The organism is Pseudomonas nitroreducens, from assembly GCF_024170165.1.
GTDB classification, from domain to species: domain Bacteria; phylum Pseudomonadota; class Gammaproteobacteria; order Pseudomonadales; family Pseudomonadaceae; genus Pseudomonas; species Pseudomonas nitroreducens_C.
The window spans coordinates 146,777-162,696 of record NZ_JALJXP010000001.1; the positions used below are offsets into that span (position 1 = coordinate 146,777).

Annotated in this window: 17 protein-coding genes; 8 read left to right on the forward strand and 9 right to left on the reverse strand. The window is 61.7% G+C overall.

What is annotated here, in order from left to right; genetic code table 11:
* Window positions 1-26: 26 nt before the first annotated feature.
* The 4 genes from J2T47_RS00630 to J2T47_RS00645 all read left to right on the forward strand — a co-directional run bounded on the left by J2T47_RS00630 (window position 27) and on the right by J2T47_RS00645 (window position 4,844).
* The gene (locus tag J2T47_RS00630; RefSeq protein WP_253441531.1) at window positions 27-1,130 is read left to right on the forward strand and encodes a polyamine ABC transporter substrate-binding protein; all 1,104 of its coding nucleotides are present in this window, start codon (window positions 27-29) and stop codon (window positions 1,128-1,130) included.
* Between the two features lie 227 nt (window positions 1,131-1,357).
* Window positions 1,358-2,776, forward strand: coding sequence for an aminotransferase (locus J2T47_RS00635; protein WP_253441532.1), 1,419 nt, complete (start codon window positions 1,358-1,360; stop codon window positions 2,774-2,776).
* Between the two features lie 53 nt (window positions 2,777-2,829).
* On the forward strand, window positions 2,830-3,699 hold the full coding sequence (locus tag J2T47_RS00640; RefSeq protein WP_253441534.1) for a helix-turn-helix transcriptional regulator: 870 nt from the start codon (window positions 2,830-2,832) through the stop codon (window positions 3,697-3,699).
* 134 nt (window positions 3,700-3,833) lie between these two features.
* Window positions 3,834-4,844: an alpha/beta fold hydrolase gene (locus J2T47_RS00645; protein WP_253441536.1), complete on the forward strand. Its 1,011-nt coding sequence runs from the start codon at window positions 3,834-3,836 to the stop codon at window positions 4,842-4,844.
* 206 nt (window positions 4,845-5,050) lie between these two features.
* Here J2T47_RS00645 and choV read toward each other — a convergent pair whose 3' ends face one another.
* From choV to J2T47_RS00665, 4 genes are all read right to left on the reverse strand, one after another.
* Window positions 5,051-6,229 (reverse strand): choline ABC transporter ATP-binding protein, encoded by a 1,179-nt coding sequence (gene choV / locus J2T47_RS00650; RefSeq protein ID WP_045213877.1) that lies wholly within the window; start codon window positions 6,227-6,229, stop codon window positions 5,051-5,053.
* 5 nt (window positions 6,230-6,234) lie between these two features.
* The gene (gene choW, locus J2T47_RS00655; protein ID WP_045213875.1) at window positions 6,235-7,074 is read right to left on the reverse strand and encodes a choline ABC transporter permease subunit; all 840 of its coding nucleotides are present in this window, start codon (window positions 7,072-7,074) and stop codon (window positions 6,235-6,237) included.
* 54 nt (window positions 7,075-7,128) lie between these two features.
* A complete protein-coding gene (locus J2T47_RS00660) occupies window positions 7,129-8,070 on the reverse strand; it encodes a choline ABC transporter substrate-binding protein (protein ID WP_253441538.1) in 942 nt (313 codons plus the stop codon).
* A 241-nt stretch (window positions 8,071-8,311) separates the two neighbouring features.
* Window positions 8,312-9,250, reverse strand: coding sequence for a choline ABC transporter substrate-binding protein (locus J2T47_RS00665; protein ID WP_253441540.1), 939 nt, complete (start codon window positions 9,248-9,250; stop codon window positions 8,312-8,314).
* Between the two features lie 334 nt (window positions 9,251-9,584).
* Here J2T47_RS00665 and J2T47_RS00670 point away from each other — a divergent pair, with 334 nt between their 5' ends.
* Together J2T47_RS00670 and J2T47_RS00675 are read left to right on the forward strand one after the other, a co-directional pair.
* The gene (locus J2T47_RS00670; protein WP_253441542.1) at window positions 9,585-10,961 is read left to right on the forward strand and encodes an L-serine ammonia-lyase; all 1,377 of its coding nucleotides are present in this window, start codon (window positions 9,585-9,587) and stop codon (window positions 10,959-10,961) included.
* Between the two features lie 382 nt (window positions 10,962-11,343).
* Complete coding sequence (locus J2T47_RS00675; protein WP_024766695.1) at window positions 11,344-12,450, forward strand: GlxA family transcriptional regulator; 1,107 nt, start codon at window positions 11,344-11,346, stop codon at window positions 12,448-12,450.
* A gap of 113 nt (window positions 12,451-12,563) precedes the next feature.
* On the opposite strand, the gene J2T47_RS00680 is transcribed toward J2T47_RS00675, so the two are convergent.
* The gene (locus tag J2T47_RS00680; protein WP_253441544.1) at window positions 12,564-12,962 is read right to left on the reverse strand and encodes a VOC family protein; all 399 of its coding nucleotides are present in this window, start codon (window positions 12,960-12,962) and stop codon (window positions 12,564-12,566) included.
* A gap of 108 nt (window positions 12,963-13,070) precedes the next feature.
* On the opposite strand from J2T47_RS00680, the gene J2T47_RS00685 reads away from it, so the two are divergent.
* Together J2T47_RS00685 and J2T47_RS00690 are read left to right on the forward strand one after the other, a co-directional pair.
* Window positions 13,071-13,370: a type II toxin-antitoxin system MqsR family toxin gene (locus J2T47_RS00685; RefSeq protein WP_253441546.1), complete on the forward strand. Its 300-nt coding sequence runs from the start codon at window positions 13,071-13,073 to the stop codon at window positions 13,368-13,370.
* A gap of 2 nt (window positions 13,371-13,372) precedes the next feature.
* On the forward strand, window positions 13,373-13,777 hold the full coding sequence (locus J2T47_RS00690) for a type II TA system antitoxin MqsA family protein (RefSeq protein WP_253441547.1): 405 nt from the start codon (window positions 13,373-13,375) through the stop codon (window positions 13,775-13,777).
* A gap of 112 nt (window positions 13,778-13,889) precedes the next feature.
* Here J2T47_RS00690 and J2T47_RS00695 read toward each other — a convergent pair whose 3' ends face one another.
* The 4 genes from J2T47_RS00695 to J2T47_RS29305 all read right to left on the reverse strand — a co-directional run bounded on the left by J2T47_RS00695 (window position 13,890) and on the right by J2T47_RS29305 (window position 15,652).
* Window positions 13,890-14,213, reverse strand: a complete 324-nt coding sequence (locus J2T47_RS00695) for a hypothetical protein (protein ID WP_253441548.1) — start codon at window positions 14,211-14,213, stop codon at window positions 13,890-13,892.
* A 139-nt stretch (window positions 14,214-14,352) separates the two neighbouring features.
* Complete coding sequence (locus tag J2T47_RS00700; RefSeq protein WP_253441550.1) at window positions 14,353-14,649, reverse strand: hypothetical protein; 297 nt, start codon at window positions 14,647-14,649, stop codon at window positions 14,353-14,355.
* Window positions 14,650-14,806: 157 nt separating this feature from the next.
* The gene (locus J2T47_RS00705; protein WP_253441551.1) at window positions 14,807-15,112 is read right to left on the reverse strand and encodes a hypothetical protein; all 306 of its coding nucleotides are present in this window, start codon (window positions 15,110-15,112) and stop codon (window positions 14,807-14,809) included.
* A gap of 189 nt (window positions 15,113-15,301) precedes the next feature.
* Window positions 15,302-15,652 carry a DUF596 domain-containing protein gene (locus J2T47_RS29305; protein ID WP_253441552.1) on the reverse strand — a complete coding sequence of 117 codons (351 nt, stop codon included), beginning with the start codon at window positions 15,650-15,652 and terminating at the stop codon, window positions 15,302-15,304.
* Between the last annotated feature and the right edge of the window lie 268 nt (window positions 15,653-15,920).

The window sequence follows — 15,920 nt, forward strand, 5'->3', positions numbered from 1 at the left end:
ATAACAAAATCAAAGGTGGGACTGACATGCAGAAAATGCTCGCAGCAGTACTCAGCGCGGCGCTGGCGACCTTGCCGGCACTGGGTCACGGGGAGGAAGCCGACGGCGCGAAGACGCTGCGGCTGTACAACTGGTCCGACTATATTGGCGAACACACCATCGCCGACTTCGAGAAGCAAACCGGGATCAAGGTGGTCTACGACACCTTCGATTCCTACGAGACCGTGCAGGGCAAACTGCTGCCCGGCCGCTCGGGCTACGACCTGGTGGTGCTCAACGCCGCCCTGGTGCCGCCGCTGCTCAAGGCGGGCGTGTTCCAGCCGCTGGACAAGTCCAGGCTGCCCAGCTGGAACAACCTCGATGCGGACGTGCTCAAGCACCTGGACCACTACGATCCGGGCGTGAAGTACTCGGCGCCCTACACCTGGGGCAGCAACGGCATCACCTACAACATCGACAAGATCAAGCAGCGCATGCCCGATGCGCCCATCGGCTCGCTGGCGATGCTGTTCGATCCGAAGATCGTGTCGAAATTCGCCGATTGCGGGGTGACCATCATCGATTCCCCCACCGACGTGATCCCGCTGGCCCTGACCTACCTCAAGCGCGACCCCAACAGCGCGCTGCCCGAGGACCTCAAGGCCGCCCAGGACCTGCTGCAATCGATCCGCCCGTACATTCGCAAGTTCGACTCCACCAGCTACCTGAACGGCCTGGCCAACGGCGACCAGTGCATGGCGATGACCTGGTCCGGCGACTACGCCACCGCCCAGGCCCGCGCCGACGAAGCCGGCGCCAAGGTCAAGCTGGGCTACTTCGTGCCCAAGGAAGGCTCGCTGATCTGGTTCGACGACTTCTACATCCCGGCCGACGCGCCGCACGTAGAAGCCGCCCACAAGTTCATCGAATACATGCTGCAGCCCAAGGTGGCCGCCGGCGTCGCCGACTACATCCGCTACGCCTCCAGCAACGCCGCCGCCACCCCGCTGCTGGCCGCCGAAGTGCGCAACGACCCGGCGATCTACCCCGACGCCGAGACCCGCGCCCGCCTGTTCACCCAGAAAGTGCAGAACCCCCAGGCCACCCGCCTGATCACCCGTACCTGGAACGCGGTGAAGACCGGGACCTGAGTTTCAGTCGTTCAAGAGCCCCCTCTCCCCAGCCCTCTCCCTGAAGGGAGAGGGGGCAGCCCGCAACAGGGTTCATGGAAGTCATCTTCCTGATGTTCCTCTGACAGCGGGCCCGCAATGACCGCCGTAGTCGCCGAGTACTCCGAACGGTCCCCTCTCCCTTCAGGGAGAGGGTCAGGGAGAGGGCAAGGACTCGCAAGACGAACCGAAATTTCGAGGTAAAGCAGATGACCACCCCAACCCCAGCCTTCTTCGCCCAGTTCAACGACGAGCAGCTGGTCGCCGCCGACAAAGCCCACTACATGCACGGCTACCACGTGTTCGACGATCACCGGGTCAACGGTGCGCTGAACATCGCCGCCGGCGAGGGCGCCTACATCTACGACACCAAGGGCAATCGCTACCTGGATGCCGTGGGCGGCATGTGGTGCACGAACATCGGCCTGGGCCGCGCGGAAATGGCCGACGCCATCGCCGAACAGGTGCGCAAGCTGGCCTACTCCAACCCTTTCTGCGACATGGCCAACGTCACCGCCATCCAGCTCTGCGAGAAGCTCGCCGAACTGGCGCCGGGCGACCTTGACCACGTATTCCTCACCACCGGCGGCTCCACCGCCGTGGACACCGCCTACCGCCTGATCCAGTACTACCAGAACTGCCGCGGCAAGCATGAGAAGAAGCACATCATCAGCCGCGTCAACGCCTACCACGGCTCGACCTTCCTCACCATGTCCCTCGGTGGCAAGGTCGCCGACCACCCGGCCGAGTTCGACTTCCTCAAGGACGTCATCCACCACATCTCCTGCCCCAACCCCTACCGCGCGCCGGAAGGGATGACCGAGGGCGACTTCCTCGAATTCCTGGTCAAGGAATTCGAAGACAAGATCCTCGAACTGGGCCAGGACAAGGTCGCCGCCTTCTTCGCCGAGCCGATCATGGGTTCGGGCGGCGTGATCATCCCGCCCAAGGGCTACCACCAGCGCATGTGGCAGGTCTGCCAGAAGTACGACGTGCTCTACGTCGCCGACGAGGTGGTGACCTCCTTCGGCCGCCTCGGCGCCTTCTTCGCCTCCGAGGACGTGTTCGGCATGCAGCCGGACATCATCACCACCGCCAAGGGCCTGACCTCCGGCTACCTGCCGCTGGGCGCGTGCATCTTCTCCGACCGCATCTGGAAGGTGATCGGCGAAGCCGACAAGGGCCGCTGCTTCGCCCACGGTTTCACCTACAGCGGGCACCCGGTGAGCTGCGTCTCGGCGCTGAAGAACATCGAGATCATCGAGCGTGAGAATCTGCTGGAGCATGTGAAGGACGTCGGCGGCTACCTGGAGCAGCGCCTGCAGGAACTGGCCGACCTCCCGCTGGTGGGCAGCGTGCGTTGCCAGAAGCTGATGGCCTGCGTCGAGTTCGTCGCCGACAAGCGCAGCAAGGTGCTCTTCCCCGAGGAGCTGAACATCGGCGAGAAGATCCACCTGCGTGCCCAGGCCAAGGGCCTGCTGGTGCGGCCGATCGTGCACCTGAACGTGATGTCGCCGCCGCTGACCATCACCCGCGAGCAGGTCGACGAGATCGTCGACACCCTGCGCGAGTCGATCCTGGAGGCCGCCGAAGACCTCAAGCGCAGCGGTGATTACGCGGGGCACTGATGATCGATCCGAGGATTTTGCCTACACCCCGGCAGCCCTTTAGACTGCCGGACATGAGCGAATCCCAGGCGCTGAGCGAAACCTCCGACGCACCCGCCCTGCATGCCTGGCATGCGGGGCTGGCGCGCGCCCTGGCCAGCGTCGGCGAAGTCGTCTTCGTCGAACGCCTGGCCGACGCCCTCGGCTGCCTGGTGCCAGTGGAATCGGTGATGCTCGGCCTGGAACAGCGCGGCCAGCCGCCGCAACCGCTGTACCACCGCGGCGTCCACCCGGAGCATCACGAGGCGCTGGTCGACCGCTACTACGCCCGCGGCTACCTGCTCGACCCCTTCTGCCTGGCCATGGAAGACGGCCTCACCGAAGGCTTCTACCCGCTGGCCGACATCGCCCCGGACGATTTCTTCGCCAGCGAGTACTACAAGACCTACTACCTCAAGTTCGGCTGCACCGAGGACTGCCACTTCATCATCGACCTGGGTGAGACACGCAAGGTCTCGCTGTGCCTGTACCAGGGCGAGAGCGGCGCGCGCTTCAGCGAAACCCAGCTGGACCTGCTGGCCACCGCCCTGCCGCTGGTGCGCGAGCTGTTCCGCCAGTTCGAGCGCAATGGCGGGCTCGACCTGCTGCTGGCCGGGCGCGGCGTGAAAGTCGCCGCGCCGGACGACCAGGCGCCGCTGAACCGGCACATCCGCGCCGCGTTCATGAACTTTGGCGCCGACCGCCTCACCGAGCGCGAACGGGAAATCGCCCACCTGCTGCTGCGCGGCCACTCGGTGAAGTCCAGCGCGCGGGTGCTGGATATCTCGCCGGAAACCGTGCGCATGCACCGCAAGCACCTCTACACCAAGCTGGAGATCAACTCCCAGGCGGAGCTGTTCTCGCTGTTCATCGACTGGCTCACCGGCGGCGTGAGCGCGGCCTGAAACCTGCGACTCCCGCCAAGCTCACGACCGTACGGATTTCGATACCAACCGATGCGGCGGCGCGCCCGGAAATCTGCCAACCTATGGACTTTCCCGCTGTCTGACCCGTGCCCCACCACCAGGAGAGCTCCCCGATGCCCCGCCGCTGGCTACCCGCCTTGCTGTTGGCCGCCACCCTGCCGCTGCACGCCGCCGAAACCAAACCCACCTACGGCCCGGAACTGGAGCGCTTCAACTACTCCTACCCGGTCGGTCACTACAGCTTCGCGTCCCAGGGCCACCACATGCACATGGCCTACATCGACGTGAAGCCCAAGAAGCAGCCCAACGGCCGCACCGTGGTGCTGCTGCACGGCAAGAACTTCTGCGCCGGCACCTGGGAAACCACCATCGCCGCGCTGAGCGACGCCGGCTACCGCGTGGTGGCGCCGGACCAGATCGGCTTCTGCAAATCGACCAAGCCCGAGCGCTACCAGTACAGCTTCCAGCAGCTGGCGACCAACACCCACGCCCTGCTCGAGCACCTGAAGATCGGCAAGATCACCCTGCTGGGCCACTCCACCGGCGGCATGCTCGCCACCCGCTACGCACTGATGTACCCGCAGCAGGTCGAGCAGCTGGCCATGGTCAACCCCATCGGCCTGGAAGACTGGAAGGCCCTGGGCGTGCCCTACCGCACCCCGGACCAGTGGTACGAGCGCGAGCTGAAGACCAGCGCCGAGAGCATCCGCCAGTACGAGCAGGCGACCTACTACGCCGGCCAGTGGAAGCCCGAGTACGACAAGTGGGTGAACATGCTCGCCGGCCTGTTCAACGGCGCCGGCCATGAGCGCGTGGCGTGGAACTCGGCGCTGCTCTACGACATGATCTTCACCCAGCCGGTGGTCTACGAATTCGGCCAGCTGAAGATGCCAACCCTGCTGCTGATCGGCACCAGGGACAACACCGCGATCGGCAAGGACCTCGCTCCGGACGACCTGAAGCCCAAGCTGGGCAACTACGCCGAACTGGGCAAGGCCACCGCCAAGGCCATCCCCAACGCCACCCTGGTGGAGTTCGACGACATGGGCCACGCGCCGCAGATCCAGGACCCGAAGCGCTTCCACGACGCGCTGCTCAAGGGCCTGGCGGACCTCAAGCACTGATCGATGTGCCGAGTTGGTTGAACGCAGGATGGCGTGGAGCGAAGCGATACCCATCCTACAAAAGCGCTCCGGCGCTGACCTGTAGGAGCGGGCCACGCCCGCGATTGCGCCCGCAGGGCGCACCAGCAGATGAATACCGTCGCCAACCCCAACAAAAACGCCGGCTCCCCTCACGGGGAGCCGGCGTTTTTCATTCAGGCGAACAATCAGCCCAGGTTCTTGCCCAGCAGCGCGTGGTACAGCTCGCTGTCGCCGAGCACGCCGACGACGCGGCTCTGCTCCTGCAGCACCAGCTTGTGGCCGGTCTGGTAGCGGATCTGCAGCGCGTCGCGCATGCGGATGTTGACGTCCACCAGGGTCGGCTCGTGCTTGAGCTTCTCCACCGGGTCGCCCGGGCGCCATTGCTGCAGGTCGATGATGTTGCTGCCCTGGCGAGCGGTCTTGATCTGGTTCGACTCGGTCAGGCCCAGCCAGCAGTCGCGGCCCTGGTCGAAGCACACCTCGTCGGCCTGGCGGCGGCACTGGTCCAGGCCCCGCATCAGGCTGGAGCCGCACAGCACGTTGAGCGGGTTGGTGTGGGCGACGAAGGTGCGCACGTAGTCGTCCGCCGGGCTGAGCACGATTTCCTCGGGCTTGCCGTGCTGGATGATGCGGCCGTCCTTCATGATCGCGATGCGCGTGCCGATCTTCAGCGCCTCGTCCAGGTCATGGCTGACGAAGACGATGGTCTTGTGCAGCTGGCGTTGCAGCACCAGCAGTTCATCCTGCAGCTGCTGGCGGATCAGCGGGTCCAGTGCGGAGAAGGGTTCGTCCATCAGCAGGATGTCGCCATCCATCGCCAGCGCGCGGGCCAGGCCGACGCGCTGCTGCATGCCACCGGAGAGCGAGTCCGGGCGCTTGTCGCGCCATTGCGACAGGCCGACCAGCTCCAGCTTCTCGTCGATCACCTTCTTCCGCTCGTTGGCCGGGCGGCCCTGCATCTCCAGGCCGAAGCCGATGTTCTCGGCCACGGTCAGCCAGGGCATCAGTGCGAACTTCTGGAACACCATGGCGATGCGCTTGGTGCGCATGGTCTTGAGCGCCGCCGGCGAGCAGTTGGCGATATCCACCTGCTGGCCTTCGTGCTCGATCAGCAGCTTGCCGCGACTGACCCGGTTGAGGCCGTTGATGCAACGCAGCAGGCTGGACTTGCCCGAGCCCGACAGGCCCATCATCACGCAGATTTCGCCGCGTTCGACATCCAGGCAGGCATCCTCGACACCCAGCACCTGGCCGGTGCGCTTGAGGATTTCCTCACGGCCCAGGCCCTGGTCCAGCAGCTTGAGCGCTTCCTTGGTGTGGGTGCCGAAAATCACATCCACATGTTCGAATCGAATCGCCGACATAGTGCTTACCTCCCCCGCAGCGAACGTTGCTTGCACACCCGGTCGAGCAGGATGGCGAGCAGGACGATGGCCAGACCGGCCTCGAAGCCGAGGGAAATGTCCGCGGTGTTGAGCGCGTTGACCACCGGCTTGCCGAGGCCATCAGCACCCACCAGCGCGGCGATAACCACCATCGACAGCGACAACATGATGCATTGGGTGATCCCCGCGCCGATGCTCGGCATGGCATGCGGCAGCTCGATGCGCGTCAGCAGTTGCCAGCGCGAGCAGCCGAAGGCCTTGCCGGCGTCCATCAGTTCCGCCGGCACGTCCTGGATACCCAGGCAGGTCAGGCGGATGGGCGCGGCGATGGCGAAGATCACCGTGGAGATCAGACCCGGAACCACACCCAGGCCGAACAGGGTCAGGGTGGGGATCAGGTAGACGAAGGTGGGCACCGTCTGCATCAGGTCCAGCAGCGGCCTCAGCCCGGTGTAGAACCAGGGCTTGTGCGCCGCCAGGATGCCCAGCGGCACCCCGACGGCAATACACACCACCGTGGCGAAGATCACCTGCGCCAGGGTCTCCATGGTTTCCTGCCAGTACCCCAGGTTGAGGATCAGCAGCAGCGAGGCCAGGGCGAAGACGGCAAGGCCCCAGCTGCGCTGGATGTAGAACACCAGGAAGACCAGCAGCGCGATCAGCGCCAGCGGGTTGAACCAGAGCAGGCTGTTGGTGACGCCGTGGATGAGGAACTCGAGGGTGTCGGAAATCTTGTCGAACACCGACGCGCCATGTTGCGTGAGCCAGTCGACGAAGGCGGCGATATGCTCGCCCAGCGGTAACTTGTGGTCAGTCAGAAACATAATGCGGGCCCATCAGAAGCTTGAGGAATCGGCCAACGGCAATGCTTTCGGCACTTACTTAGCGAATGCCACCTTGGCTGCCGCCAAGGCCGGTTTGCCGTCACGGGTGGTCACGCCGGCGAGCCAGGCGTCGAGCAGTTCCGGATGGTCCTTCAACCAGGCTTTTGCCGCCTCTTCGGGCTTCTTGCCCCCGTTGAGCACGGCGTCCATGAGTTTGTTTTCCATGTCCAGGGTGAAGGTCAGGTTGGTCAGCAGCTTGCCGACGTTGGAGCATTCCTGGACATAACCCTTGCGCACGTTGGTGTAGATGGTCGCGCCGCCGTAGTTGGGGCCGAACACGTCGTCCCCGCCTTCGAGGTACTTCATCTTGAAGCGGGTGTTCATCGGGTGCGGTTCCCAGCCGAGGAACACGATCCACTGGTTGCGGCGGTCGGCGCGCCCGACCTGCGAGAGCATGCCGGCCTCGCTGGACTCCACCAGCTTGAACTTGCCCAGGCCGAACTGGTTCTTGTCCAGCATGCCCTGGACCAGGCGGTTGCCGTCGTTGCCCGGCTCGATGCCGTAGATCTTGCTGTCGAGCTTGTCGGCGAACTTGGCGATGTCGGCGAAGGACTTCAGCCCGCCGTCGTAGGCCGCCTGGGTGACGGCCAGGGTGTACTTGGCGCCCTCGAGGTTGGCTTTCACCGTCTCCACCGAGCCGTTGTCGGCGTAGGGCTTGATGTCGTTGGCCATGCTCGGCATCCAGTTGCCGAGGAAGACGTCGAGGTCCTTGTTCGCCAGCGACTTGTAGGTCACCGGCACGGAGAGCATGGTCACCTTGGTCTTGTAGCCAAGGGATTCGAGCACCTGTCGGGTAGTCGCGGTGGTCACGGTGATGTCGGTCCAGCCGACGTCGGAGAAACGTACCGTGCCGCACGAGTCAGGTTCAGCGGCCTGAACCGCCAGCGGTGCGCAAACGGACACAGCAGCCAGCAGCAAAGACTTGCAACCTTTCATGAGCGTACTCCTCTGCGGGGTGGGGCGACGGCGCTGCGCGCATGGGGCGCGGCGGTCTGAAAATTATTGGTGGGACCTCAGGCACAGGTCCTTTTGTTGTCATTTCGTAAACGATCATGGAGCAGGAAAATTTCGTCGCCTACCGGGTGGGTCGCATCCAGTGCAGGCGAAGTCGTATTCAGCACCTGGCATGTCGCATCCAGTGGAAAGGCCCGGTTCCAGCGACTTGCAGAGGCCCGGATCATTCCATGGCGGCGGTTTTCTGGCCCCCTGGCACCGCGCCCGATGTGCTGGGAGCGACACCCTGCAGCCAGCCGTCGAGTACCTGCGGGTTGGCCTTCAGCCAACTCTTGGCGGCCTGGCGGGGATTGCGTCGCTCGTTGAGCACCGCATCCATCAGCTGGTTCTCCATCGCCAGGTCGAATTTCAGGTTCTTCAGCAGCCGCGCGACATTGGGGCACTCCTGAAGATAGCCTGCTCTGACGTTGGTGAAGACCGTCGCACCGCCATAGTTGGGACCGAAGTAGGAATCCCCTCCCTCCAGATAGTTCATTTGGATTCGGGTATTCATCGGGTGGGGTTCCCAGCCCAGGAACACGATGGGTTGCTTCAAGGCCCCGGCTCGCTTGACGTAGGCCAGCATGTCGGCCTCGCTGGATTCCACCAGTTTGAAGTCGCCCAGGCCGAAGGCTTTTTCCTTGATCATCTTCTGGATCAGCTGGTTGCCGTCGTTGCCCGGCTCGATGCCGTAGATTCGCCCGCCCAGCTGCTCCTTGAATTTTGCGATATCGGCAAAAGTCTTCAGGCCCGCCTCATAGGCATAGCGCGGCACCGCCAGGGTGTACTTGGCGCCTTCGAGGTTGGCACCCATGGTTTCCACCTGGCCCTTGTCGGCGAAGGGCTTGAGGTCGTTGGCCATGCTCGGCATCCAGTTGCCGAGGAACACGTCGATCTTCTTCTCCGACATCGCCTTGTAGGTGTCCGGCACCGACAGCCGCACCACCTGCGTGCGGTAGCCCTGGTGGCTGAGCACCAGGCGGGTCACCGCGGTGGTCACGGTGATGTCGGTCCAGCCGACATCGGCGAAGCGCACCACGGCGCAGGATTCGGGTTCGGCGGCGCGCACGACGCCCGGAAGTACCACGGATAACGCCAACAGCGACGACACAAGACTCTTCATGAGACCAGCCTCTGACTGCGGAGAATGGGGGTGGATACGGGCGAACGCGGCCGTTCGTCGGTGGCGGATCATGGAACAGCGAAGCCGCCTGCGCCTATCGACCGGTCGTGGTTCGCGGCGCTCGCGTCGTAAAGAGGCAAGCTTTCGTCGGCGCCGGAACAGGTGACTGCGCACCCCGCACAGGAGGGGCGCGCCAGCGGCGTTATTGGATACGGCCGCGTCGCCGATGGACGCAGCCGGCGCCGGACTTGGGTCGATGATGGCCGGGCATCGCGGGCACAGGGACGTGCCCATCCCCCCTTTTCATGGACGTGCAGCTCGACCGGAGTCCGGCATGGCAATCAGTGTGTTCGACCTGTTCAAGATCGGTATCGGCCCTTCCAGTTCGCACACGGTCGGCCCCATGCGCGCTGCCGCGCTGTTCGTCGGCGCCCTGCGCGAACGGCAGATGCTCGAACGCACCAGCCGCGTGGAGGTGCGCCTGTACGGCTCGCTGTCCGCCACCGGCGTCGGCCACGGCACCGACCGCGCAGTGATCATGGGCCTGATGGGCGAATGGCCGGACCGCATCGACCCCAGCCAGATCGAACCGCGCATGGCGCAGCTGCGCAGCAGCGGCGAACTGCGGCTGGCCGGCAGCCGGGCGATCCCCTTCGACTGGGTCCGCGACATGCGCCTGCTCGAAGAGAACCTGCCCTACCACCCCAACGCCATGCGCCTGACCGCCATCGAAGACGATCACGTGCTGCACAGCGACACCTACTACTCCATCGGCGGCGGCTTCGTGGTCGACGAGGAACAGGCAGCCTCCGGCAGCCTCGACACCGACAACACCGTACTGCCCTACGACTTCGCCAGCGCCGCCGAACTGCTCATGCTCTGCCGCCGCCACAACCTGCGCGTGTCCGAGCTGATGATGGCCAACGAGCGCATGTGGCGCAGCGAAACCGACATCCGCGAGGGCCTCAGGAGCATCTGGCAGGCCATGCGCGACTGCGTGGAAAACGGCCTGCGCCACGAAGGCATCCTCCCCGGCGGGCTCAACGTGCAACGCCGCGCCGCGCGCCTGCACCGCAACCTGCAGGAAATCGGCAAGCCCAACGTCATCGGCTCGACGCTCTCGGCGATGGAATGGGTCAACCTCTTCGCCCTCGCGGTGAACGAGGAAAACGCCGCCGGCGGGCGCATGGTCACCGCGCCCACCAACGGCGCGGCCGGCATCATCCCGGCGGTGCTGCACTACTACATGCGCTTCAACCCCGACGCCAGCGACGACGACGTCACCAACTACCTGCTGGCCGCCGCCGCGGTCGGCATCCTGTGCAAGAAGAACGCTTCCATCTCCGGCGCCGAAGTCGGCTGCCAGGGCGAAGTCGGCTCCGCCTGCGCCATGGCCGCGGCGGGCCTCGCCGAAGTGCTCGGCGCCTCCCCCGAACAGGTGGAGAACGCCGCCGAGATCGGCCTGGAACACAACCTGGGCCTGACCTGCGACCCGGTCGGCGGCCTCGTCCAGGTGCCCTGCATCGAACGCAACGCCATCGCCGCGGTGAAGGCCATCAACGCCGCACAGATGGCCCTGCGCGGCGATGGCCAGCACTTCATCAGCCTCGACCAGGTGATCCGCACCATGCGCAACACCGGCGCCGACATGCACGACAAGTACAAGGAAACCTCGCGCGGCGGCTTGGCCGTCAGCATCATCGAGTGCTGACCCTCAATCGACCACGCCAGCCCCGGCGCGCCCCCTGATGGCGCAAGCGGTACGCCCGTCCCGACCAGACAGCGGGCGTTACCGTTCCGGGCACAGCACCACCAGCCCCGTGACCGGTGAGTGCTACCAAAAACCCCAGGCCACGATCCATGCGTATTTGCGACCTGCGAGGCGTCGCAATCCAGGCCTGCAAAAACGGCATTCCCATGCCGTTTTCTTTTTTAGTTGAACGCCCATTCAACCTAGGCACGGCATTTGCCTTGTCATAGGCAGCGAGAACAGAGGAGCCGCCCGGGCCAACCCCGAGGCCGACTCCCGAACAGAACAACAAGCATAAGAAACGCCTCCCGTGAGGCGACTGTGACTAGCGTGAGGTGACTGAATGAACGCGTTCAACCCCGGAGTTCCCCCGCAAAACCGAGCTCCGCAGTCCATCGGCTTCCTGCTGCTGGACAACTTCACCCTGATCTCCCTGGCCTCGGCGGTGGAACCGCTGCGCATGGCCAACCAGCTCTCCGGACGCGAACTCTACCGCTGGCACACCCTGAGCCTCGACGGCCGCCAGGTCTGGGCCAGCGACGGCCTGCAGATAACCCCCGACGCAGCCTGCGACAGCGCCCCGCAGATGGACACGCTGATCGTGGTCGGCGGCGTCGGCATCCAGCGCAGCGTCACCCGCGAACACACCACCTTCCTCCAGGCCCAGGCGCGCCTGGGTCGCAAGCTCGGCGCCGTGTGCACCGGCAGCTGGGCCCTGGCCCGCGCCGGCCTGCTCGACGGCTATGACTGCTCGGTGCACTGGGAATGCCTGGCCGCCATGCAGGAAGCCTTCCCCCGCGTGGCCATGAGCACCCGCCTGTTCTCCATCGACCGCAACCGCTTCACCTCCTCCGGCGGCACCGCGCCGATGGACATGATGCTGCACCTGATCGGCCGCGAGCACGGCCGCGAACTCTCGGCGGCGATCTCCGAGATGTTCATCTACGAGCGCATCCGCAACGAGCAGGACCACCAGCGCGTGCCACTCAAGCACATGCTCGGCACCAACCAGCCCAAGCTGCAGGAAATCGTCGCGCTGATGGAAGCCAACCTCGAGGAGCCCATCGACCTCGACGAACTGGCCGTCTACGTCAACGTCTCGCGCCGCCAGCTCGAGCGCCTGTTCCAGAAGTACCTGCACTGCTCGCCGTCGCGCTACTACCTGAAACTGCGCCTGATCCGCGCGCGCCAGCTGCTCAAGCAGACCTCGATGTCGATCATCGAAGTCGCCTCGGTCTGCGGCTTCGTCTCCACCCCGCACTTCTCCAAGTGCTACCGCGAATACTTCGGCATCCCGCCGCGCGACGAGCGCCAGGGCCAGCCGATCGGCCAGCCGGTCATGGTCATGCCCATCCCGCAGGACCTCGCCCTCATGCCCAACTCCTCGGCCATCTCCGCGCTCAGCCAGGCCCAGGGCGAATCCACCTTCGCCAGCGTGCGCGTGCTCTGACGCCACGCCGTCCCCTCGCACCGTACACCCCCTCTCCCACTGGGAGAGGGGGTCGTTGCAGGAGCGGGCCATGCCCGCGACCGCGCCCATGGGGCGCTCCTGCAGGTTGCCCCTCAGCGCACCAGACTCAGCTGCCACGACACCCCGAACCTGTCGCTCACCCAGCCAAAGCGCGGGCTGAAGCCGTAGTCGCCCAACGGCATATACACGCGCCCACCCTCCGCCAGCACCGCGAAAATCCGCTCCAGCACCTCCCCCGACTCGACCTCCACGAAGATCGAACTGGACGGCGTGAAATCGAAGTCATGCTTCACCGGGCTGTCCGAACACAGGAATGCCTGCCCGCACACCTCGAACCGCGCCACCTTGATCGTCCCCTCCGGCCCCGGCTCCCCGGCGCCATAGCGCTCCACGTGCACCACGCGGGAGTTGGGAAAAGTAGCGAGATACAAATCCAGCGCCGCCTGCGCGACGCCGCCCTGGAACATGAGGAAGGGAGTGGCTGTAGTCATGACGGCTCTCCTGCGAAGGGAAGGGGCCAGTCTAGGACATCGGTAAGGTGATTCCGAAACGACCGGATTGCCGTGGCTGAAATTAACCTATAAGGTTAATTTCGTTCGATGGAAAAGCGCACGCCTCACCACAAGCTTCCGCTGATCAGGCTCGCCATTGCCGGGCGGCGATATCGCTTCACCCGCGTGGCACTGGAAGGCGCCCTCGAACTGGGGCTGGAGTCCACAGAACAGGTCCTGGCGGTCATTACCGGCCTAACCTCGGCGGACTTCTACAAGAGCATGACCACCTACGCCGACCACAGCATCTGGCAGGACGTCTATCACCCGTGGGTGAACGGCCAACGGGCGTACGTAAAGCTCACCCTGCAGGGCGACTTGCTCATCGTTTCATTCAAGGAGAAGTGACCATGCTATGTCCGGTCTGCGGCCAGGCCGACCTGGTCCACGCCATCCGCGACTTGCCCTACACGTACAAGGGGCAGCTCACCACCATCCCCCAGGTCGGGGCTGACTGGTGCGACGCCTGCGGCGAGTCCATCACCGGGCCAACCGAGAGCGAGCGTGTCATGCAGGCCATGGCCGAGCATCGCCGCCAGGTGAATCAGGCAGCCGGCCACCAGACGCTGATCCGCGAAGTCCGCAAGGAACTCCTGCACCTGTCCCAGCGTGAAGCGGGAGAGCTGTTCGGTGGCGGCCCGAACGCTTTCAGCCGTTACGAACGTGGCGAAACCGAGCCTCCGGTCGCTCTGGTCAAATTGTTCGGCATCCTCAAGACGCACCCCGAGCTAGCGGAGGAAGTGCGCCAGGAATAAGCGAAGTGAAAAAGGGGACAGATTTATTTTCTGTACTCTAATCCCGACTCGCCAGCCAGTTTTAGAGTAGAAAAATAAATCTGTCCTCTTTTCGCTGAGTCTTTTCCGGTGTCTAATCAACCGAGAATGATGAGAAATAAAATGAAAGCTTTTTATCTTCAATATCGCTCAGTTGATAACGCATCCTATCAAATCCAGAATTCAATTTATCCACGCGCATATGCATCAACTGGGTCAGTCCGCCACCAAAATCACGGGCCGTAAATTGGCTGACATCAGAGAATCTGATACGCACAACATTAGCCCCTATTCTTTCAGAGTCCGATATTGATAAATATAAATCATAGGCCATCCTATCATCACTCATGCCAATACTAATTTCATTCAAGCAGTTGTGAGCAATAAGAATTTCATTCAATTCCACAATTTTATTCATTATTTATTCGCGTCTCCTTCCCATTTGAACCATAGCCGTAAGGAAAAAGGGGACAGATTTATTTTCTTCACTCTAATCCTGACCCGCTAGATCGTTTTAGAGTAGAAAAATAAATCCACCCCTTCCTCCGTCCACTTCTCTATCCACGCCGGATATATACAGGAACAACATCCGCCCCAGAAAAATCCACTTTCTCCACACCCACATTCACTTCAAAAGTTATAGAAACAGCACAAATACCCATGACCAATGAATCAAATTCAGTAATCACATCGTCAATCTCCTCCATATCCTCCTCAAGCTTCTGATCAATATAAAACTCTACGTGCAGCCCTTCAGAGAACCTTACGAGAACAACTCTAAAATTTTCAGATACAGCACCCAAAAGCGCCTGAACAAGAGCAACAATCACAGAATTTCTAATATTTAAATTCATTTAATCAACCAATTTTGGAGTTGGACTAGTCGGAACAATGCTTGAAGAGAAAAAGGGGACAGATTTATTTTTCAAACTCTAGCCCCGACTCATCAGCCAGCTTTAGAGTAGAAAAATAAATTTGCCCACTTTTCTATTCCTTGGCGGGGCACAACAGCTATGCATACTTGAAACTTGTATGAACCTGCCCGCCTTTACTATAAGACATGACAAATGAGTCCCAGCACTCTCCCCGCTGATCAGCGTTAGCTCGCAACCTCTTCACGAGCCCATACAAAATCGAATAATTGAAGTTTGTTTTTGCATTGGTCGTCTTTGAGCCATTTAACTCAACAGATAATTCAACATCAATATAGCCATCGCCTATTTCCACCTCAAAAATGAAGGTGTCGTATCCCTCAACAATCCCGGCATCCAGGATAGAAAATATATCTTTAACCAGCTCAATATCTTCAGTGACCATCACAATTCTCTGGGAACTCTATTGGCTTCATTTTCAAAAATCCGAGTCCTAGTTTTTCCCTCGAAAGTATAGGTCACCGTCAAACTATCTGACCTCAGAGAAAAAAGGGGACAGATTTATTTTCTGCACTCTAATCCCGACTCGCCAGCCAGCTTTAGAGTAGAAAGATAAATCTGTCCCCTTTTCGCCCTATGTCCAGAACTCCTTCCCATCGGAGTCTATCCAAACCGCTCCAGCAGGGGCCTCAGTTAAAAACCAAAAACCGAACCCATCAAGATCATCCTCGCCAGGATTGTCAGGCCACGCTCCCTTAAGAACAGCCAACTGATCTTGGATGCTGCCCTGAAGGAATACACCATCATGCGCTAGCTTCAGATGTCCCTCTGACATGAGCCACTCGACAAGAGAAAAGAAAGTCTCAGCTCGTTTTTTGTAATCGACAGATACGCCGGACAACTCAACCGCCATATGCTGCCATATGACACCCATTGAAAGCCCAAACGCACTCTTCAATACGGCCTTATAAATTGATTCAATCACTTGAACTTAATCTCCACAGTTCGACCACCGTTAATTGCTTTATCTACGACATCAATAGTCCAGCTGGCGCCTGTTTATTGAGAAGACGTGGAGAAATTTCTAAGCGTAATCTTTAAGAAGAAAGAAGAAAAAGGGAACAGATTTATTTTCTTCACTCTAATCCCGACTCGCCAGACAGCTTTAGAGTAGAAAAACAAACCTATCCCCTTTTCAGTCCGGGCCCAGTTTCAGAGTAGAGAAATAAATCTGTCCCTTTTCTCGTTTCTGG

What these genes read in the sequence shown, in the direction of transcription:
- J2T47_RS00630 (WP_253441531.1), top strand. Translation starts at nt 27, where the DNA reads ATGCAGAAAATGCTCGCAGCAGTACTCAGCGCGGCGCTGGCGACCTTG.
- J2T47_RS00635 (WP_253441532.1), top strand. Translation starts at nt 1,358, where the DNA reads ATGACCACCCCAACCCCAGCCTTCTTCGCCCAGTTCAACGACGAGCAG.
- J2T47_RS00640 (WP_253441534.1), top strand. Translation starts at nt 2,830, where the DNA reads ATGAGCGAATCCCAGGCGCTGAGCGAAACCTCCGACGCACCCGCCCTG.
- J2T47_RS00645 (WP_253441536.1), top strand. Translation starts at nt 3,834, where the DNA reads ATGCCCCGCCGCTGGCTACCCGCCTTGCTGTTGGCCGCCACCCTGCCG.
- choV (WP_045213877.1), bottom strand. Translation starts at nt 6,229, where the DNA reads ATGTCGGCGATTCGATTCGAACATGTGGATGTGATTTTCGGCACCCAC.
- choW (WP_045213875.1), bottom strand. Translation starts at nt 7,074, where the DNA reads ATGTTTCTGACTGACCACAAGTTACCGCTGGGCGAGCATATCGCCGCC.
- J2T47_RS00660 (WP_253441538.1), bottom strand. Translation starts at nt 8,070, where the DNA reads ATGAAAGGTTGCAAGTCTTTGCTGCTGGCTGCTGTGTCCGTTTGCGCA.
- J2T47_RS00665 (WP_253441540.1), bottom strand. Translation starts at nt 9,250, where the DNA reads ATGAAGAGTCTTGTGTCGTCGCTGTTGGCGTTATCCGTGGTACTTCCG.
- J2T47_RS00670 (WP_253441542.1), top strand. Translation starts at nt 9,585, where the DNA reads ATGGCAATCAGTGTGTTCGACCTGTTCAAGATCGGTATCGGCCCTTCC.
- J2T47_RS00675 (WP_024766695.1), top strand. Translation starts at nt 11,344, where the DNA reads ATGAACGCGTTCAACCCCGGAGTTCCCCCGCAAAACCGAGCTCCGCAG.
- J2T47_RS00680 (WP_253441544.1), bottom strand. Translation starts at nt 12,962, where the DNA reads ATGACTACAGCCACTCCCTTCCTCATGTTCCAGGGCGGCGTCGCGCAG.
- J2T47_RS00685 (WP_253441546.1), top strand. Translation starts at nt 13,071, where the DNA reads ATGGAAAAGCGCACGCCTCACCACAAGCTTCCGCTGATCAGGCTCGCC.
- J2T47_RS00690 (WP_253441547.1), top strand. Translation starts at nt 13,373, where the DNA reads ATGCTATGTCCGGTCTGCGGCCAGGCCGACCTGGTCCACGCCATCCGC.
- J2T47_RS00695 (WP_253441548.1), bottom strand. Translation starts at nt 14,213, where the DNA reads ATGAATAAAATTGTGGAATTGAATGAAATTCTTATTGCTCACAACTGC.
- J2T47_RS00700 (WP_253441550.1), bottom strand. Translation starts at nt 14,649, where the DNA reads ATGAATTTAAATATTAGAAATTCTGTGATTGTTGCTCTTGTTCAGGCG.
- J2T47_RS00705 (WP_253441551.1), bottom strand. Translation starts at nt 15,112, where the DNA reads ATGGTCACTGAAGATATTGAGCTGGTTAAAGATATATTTTCTATCCTG.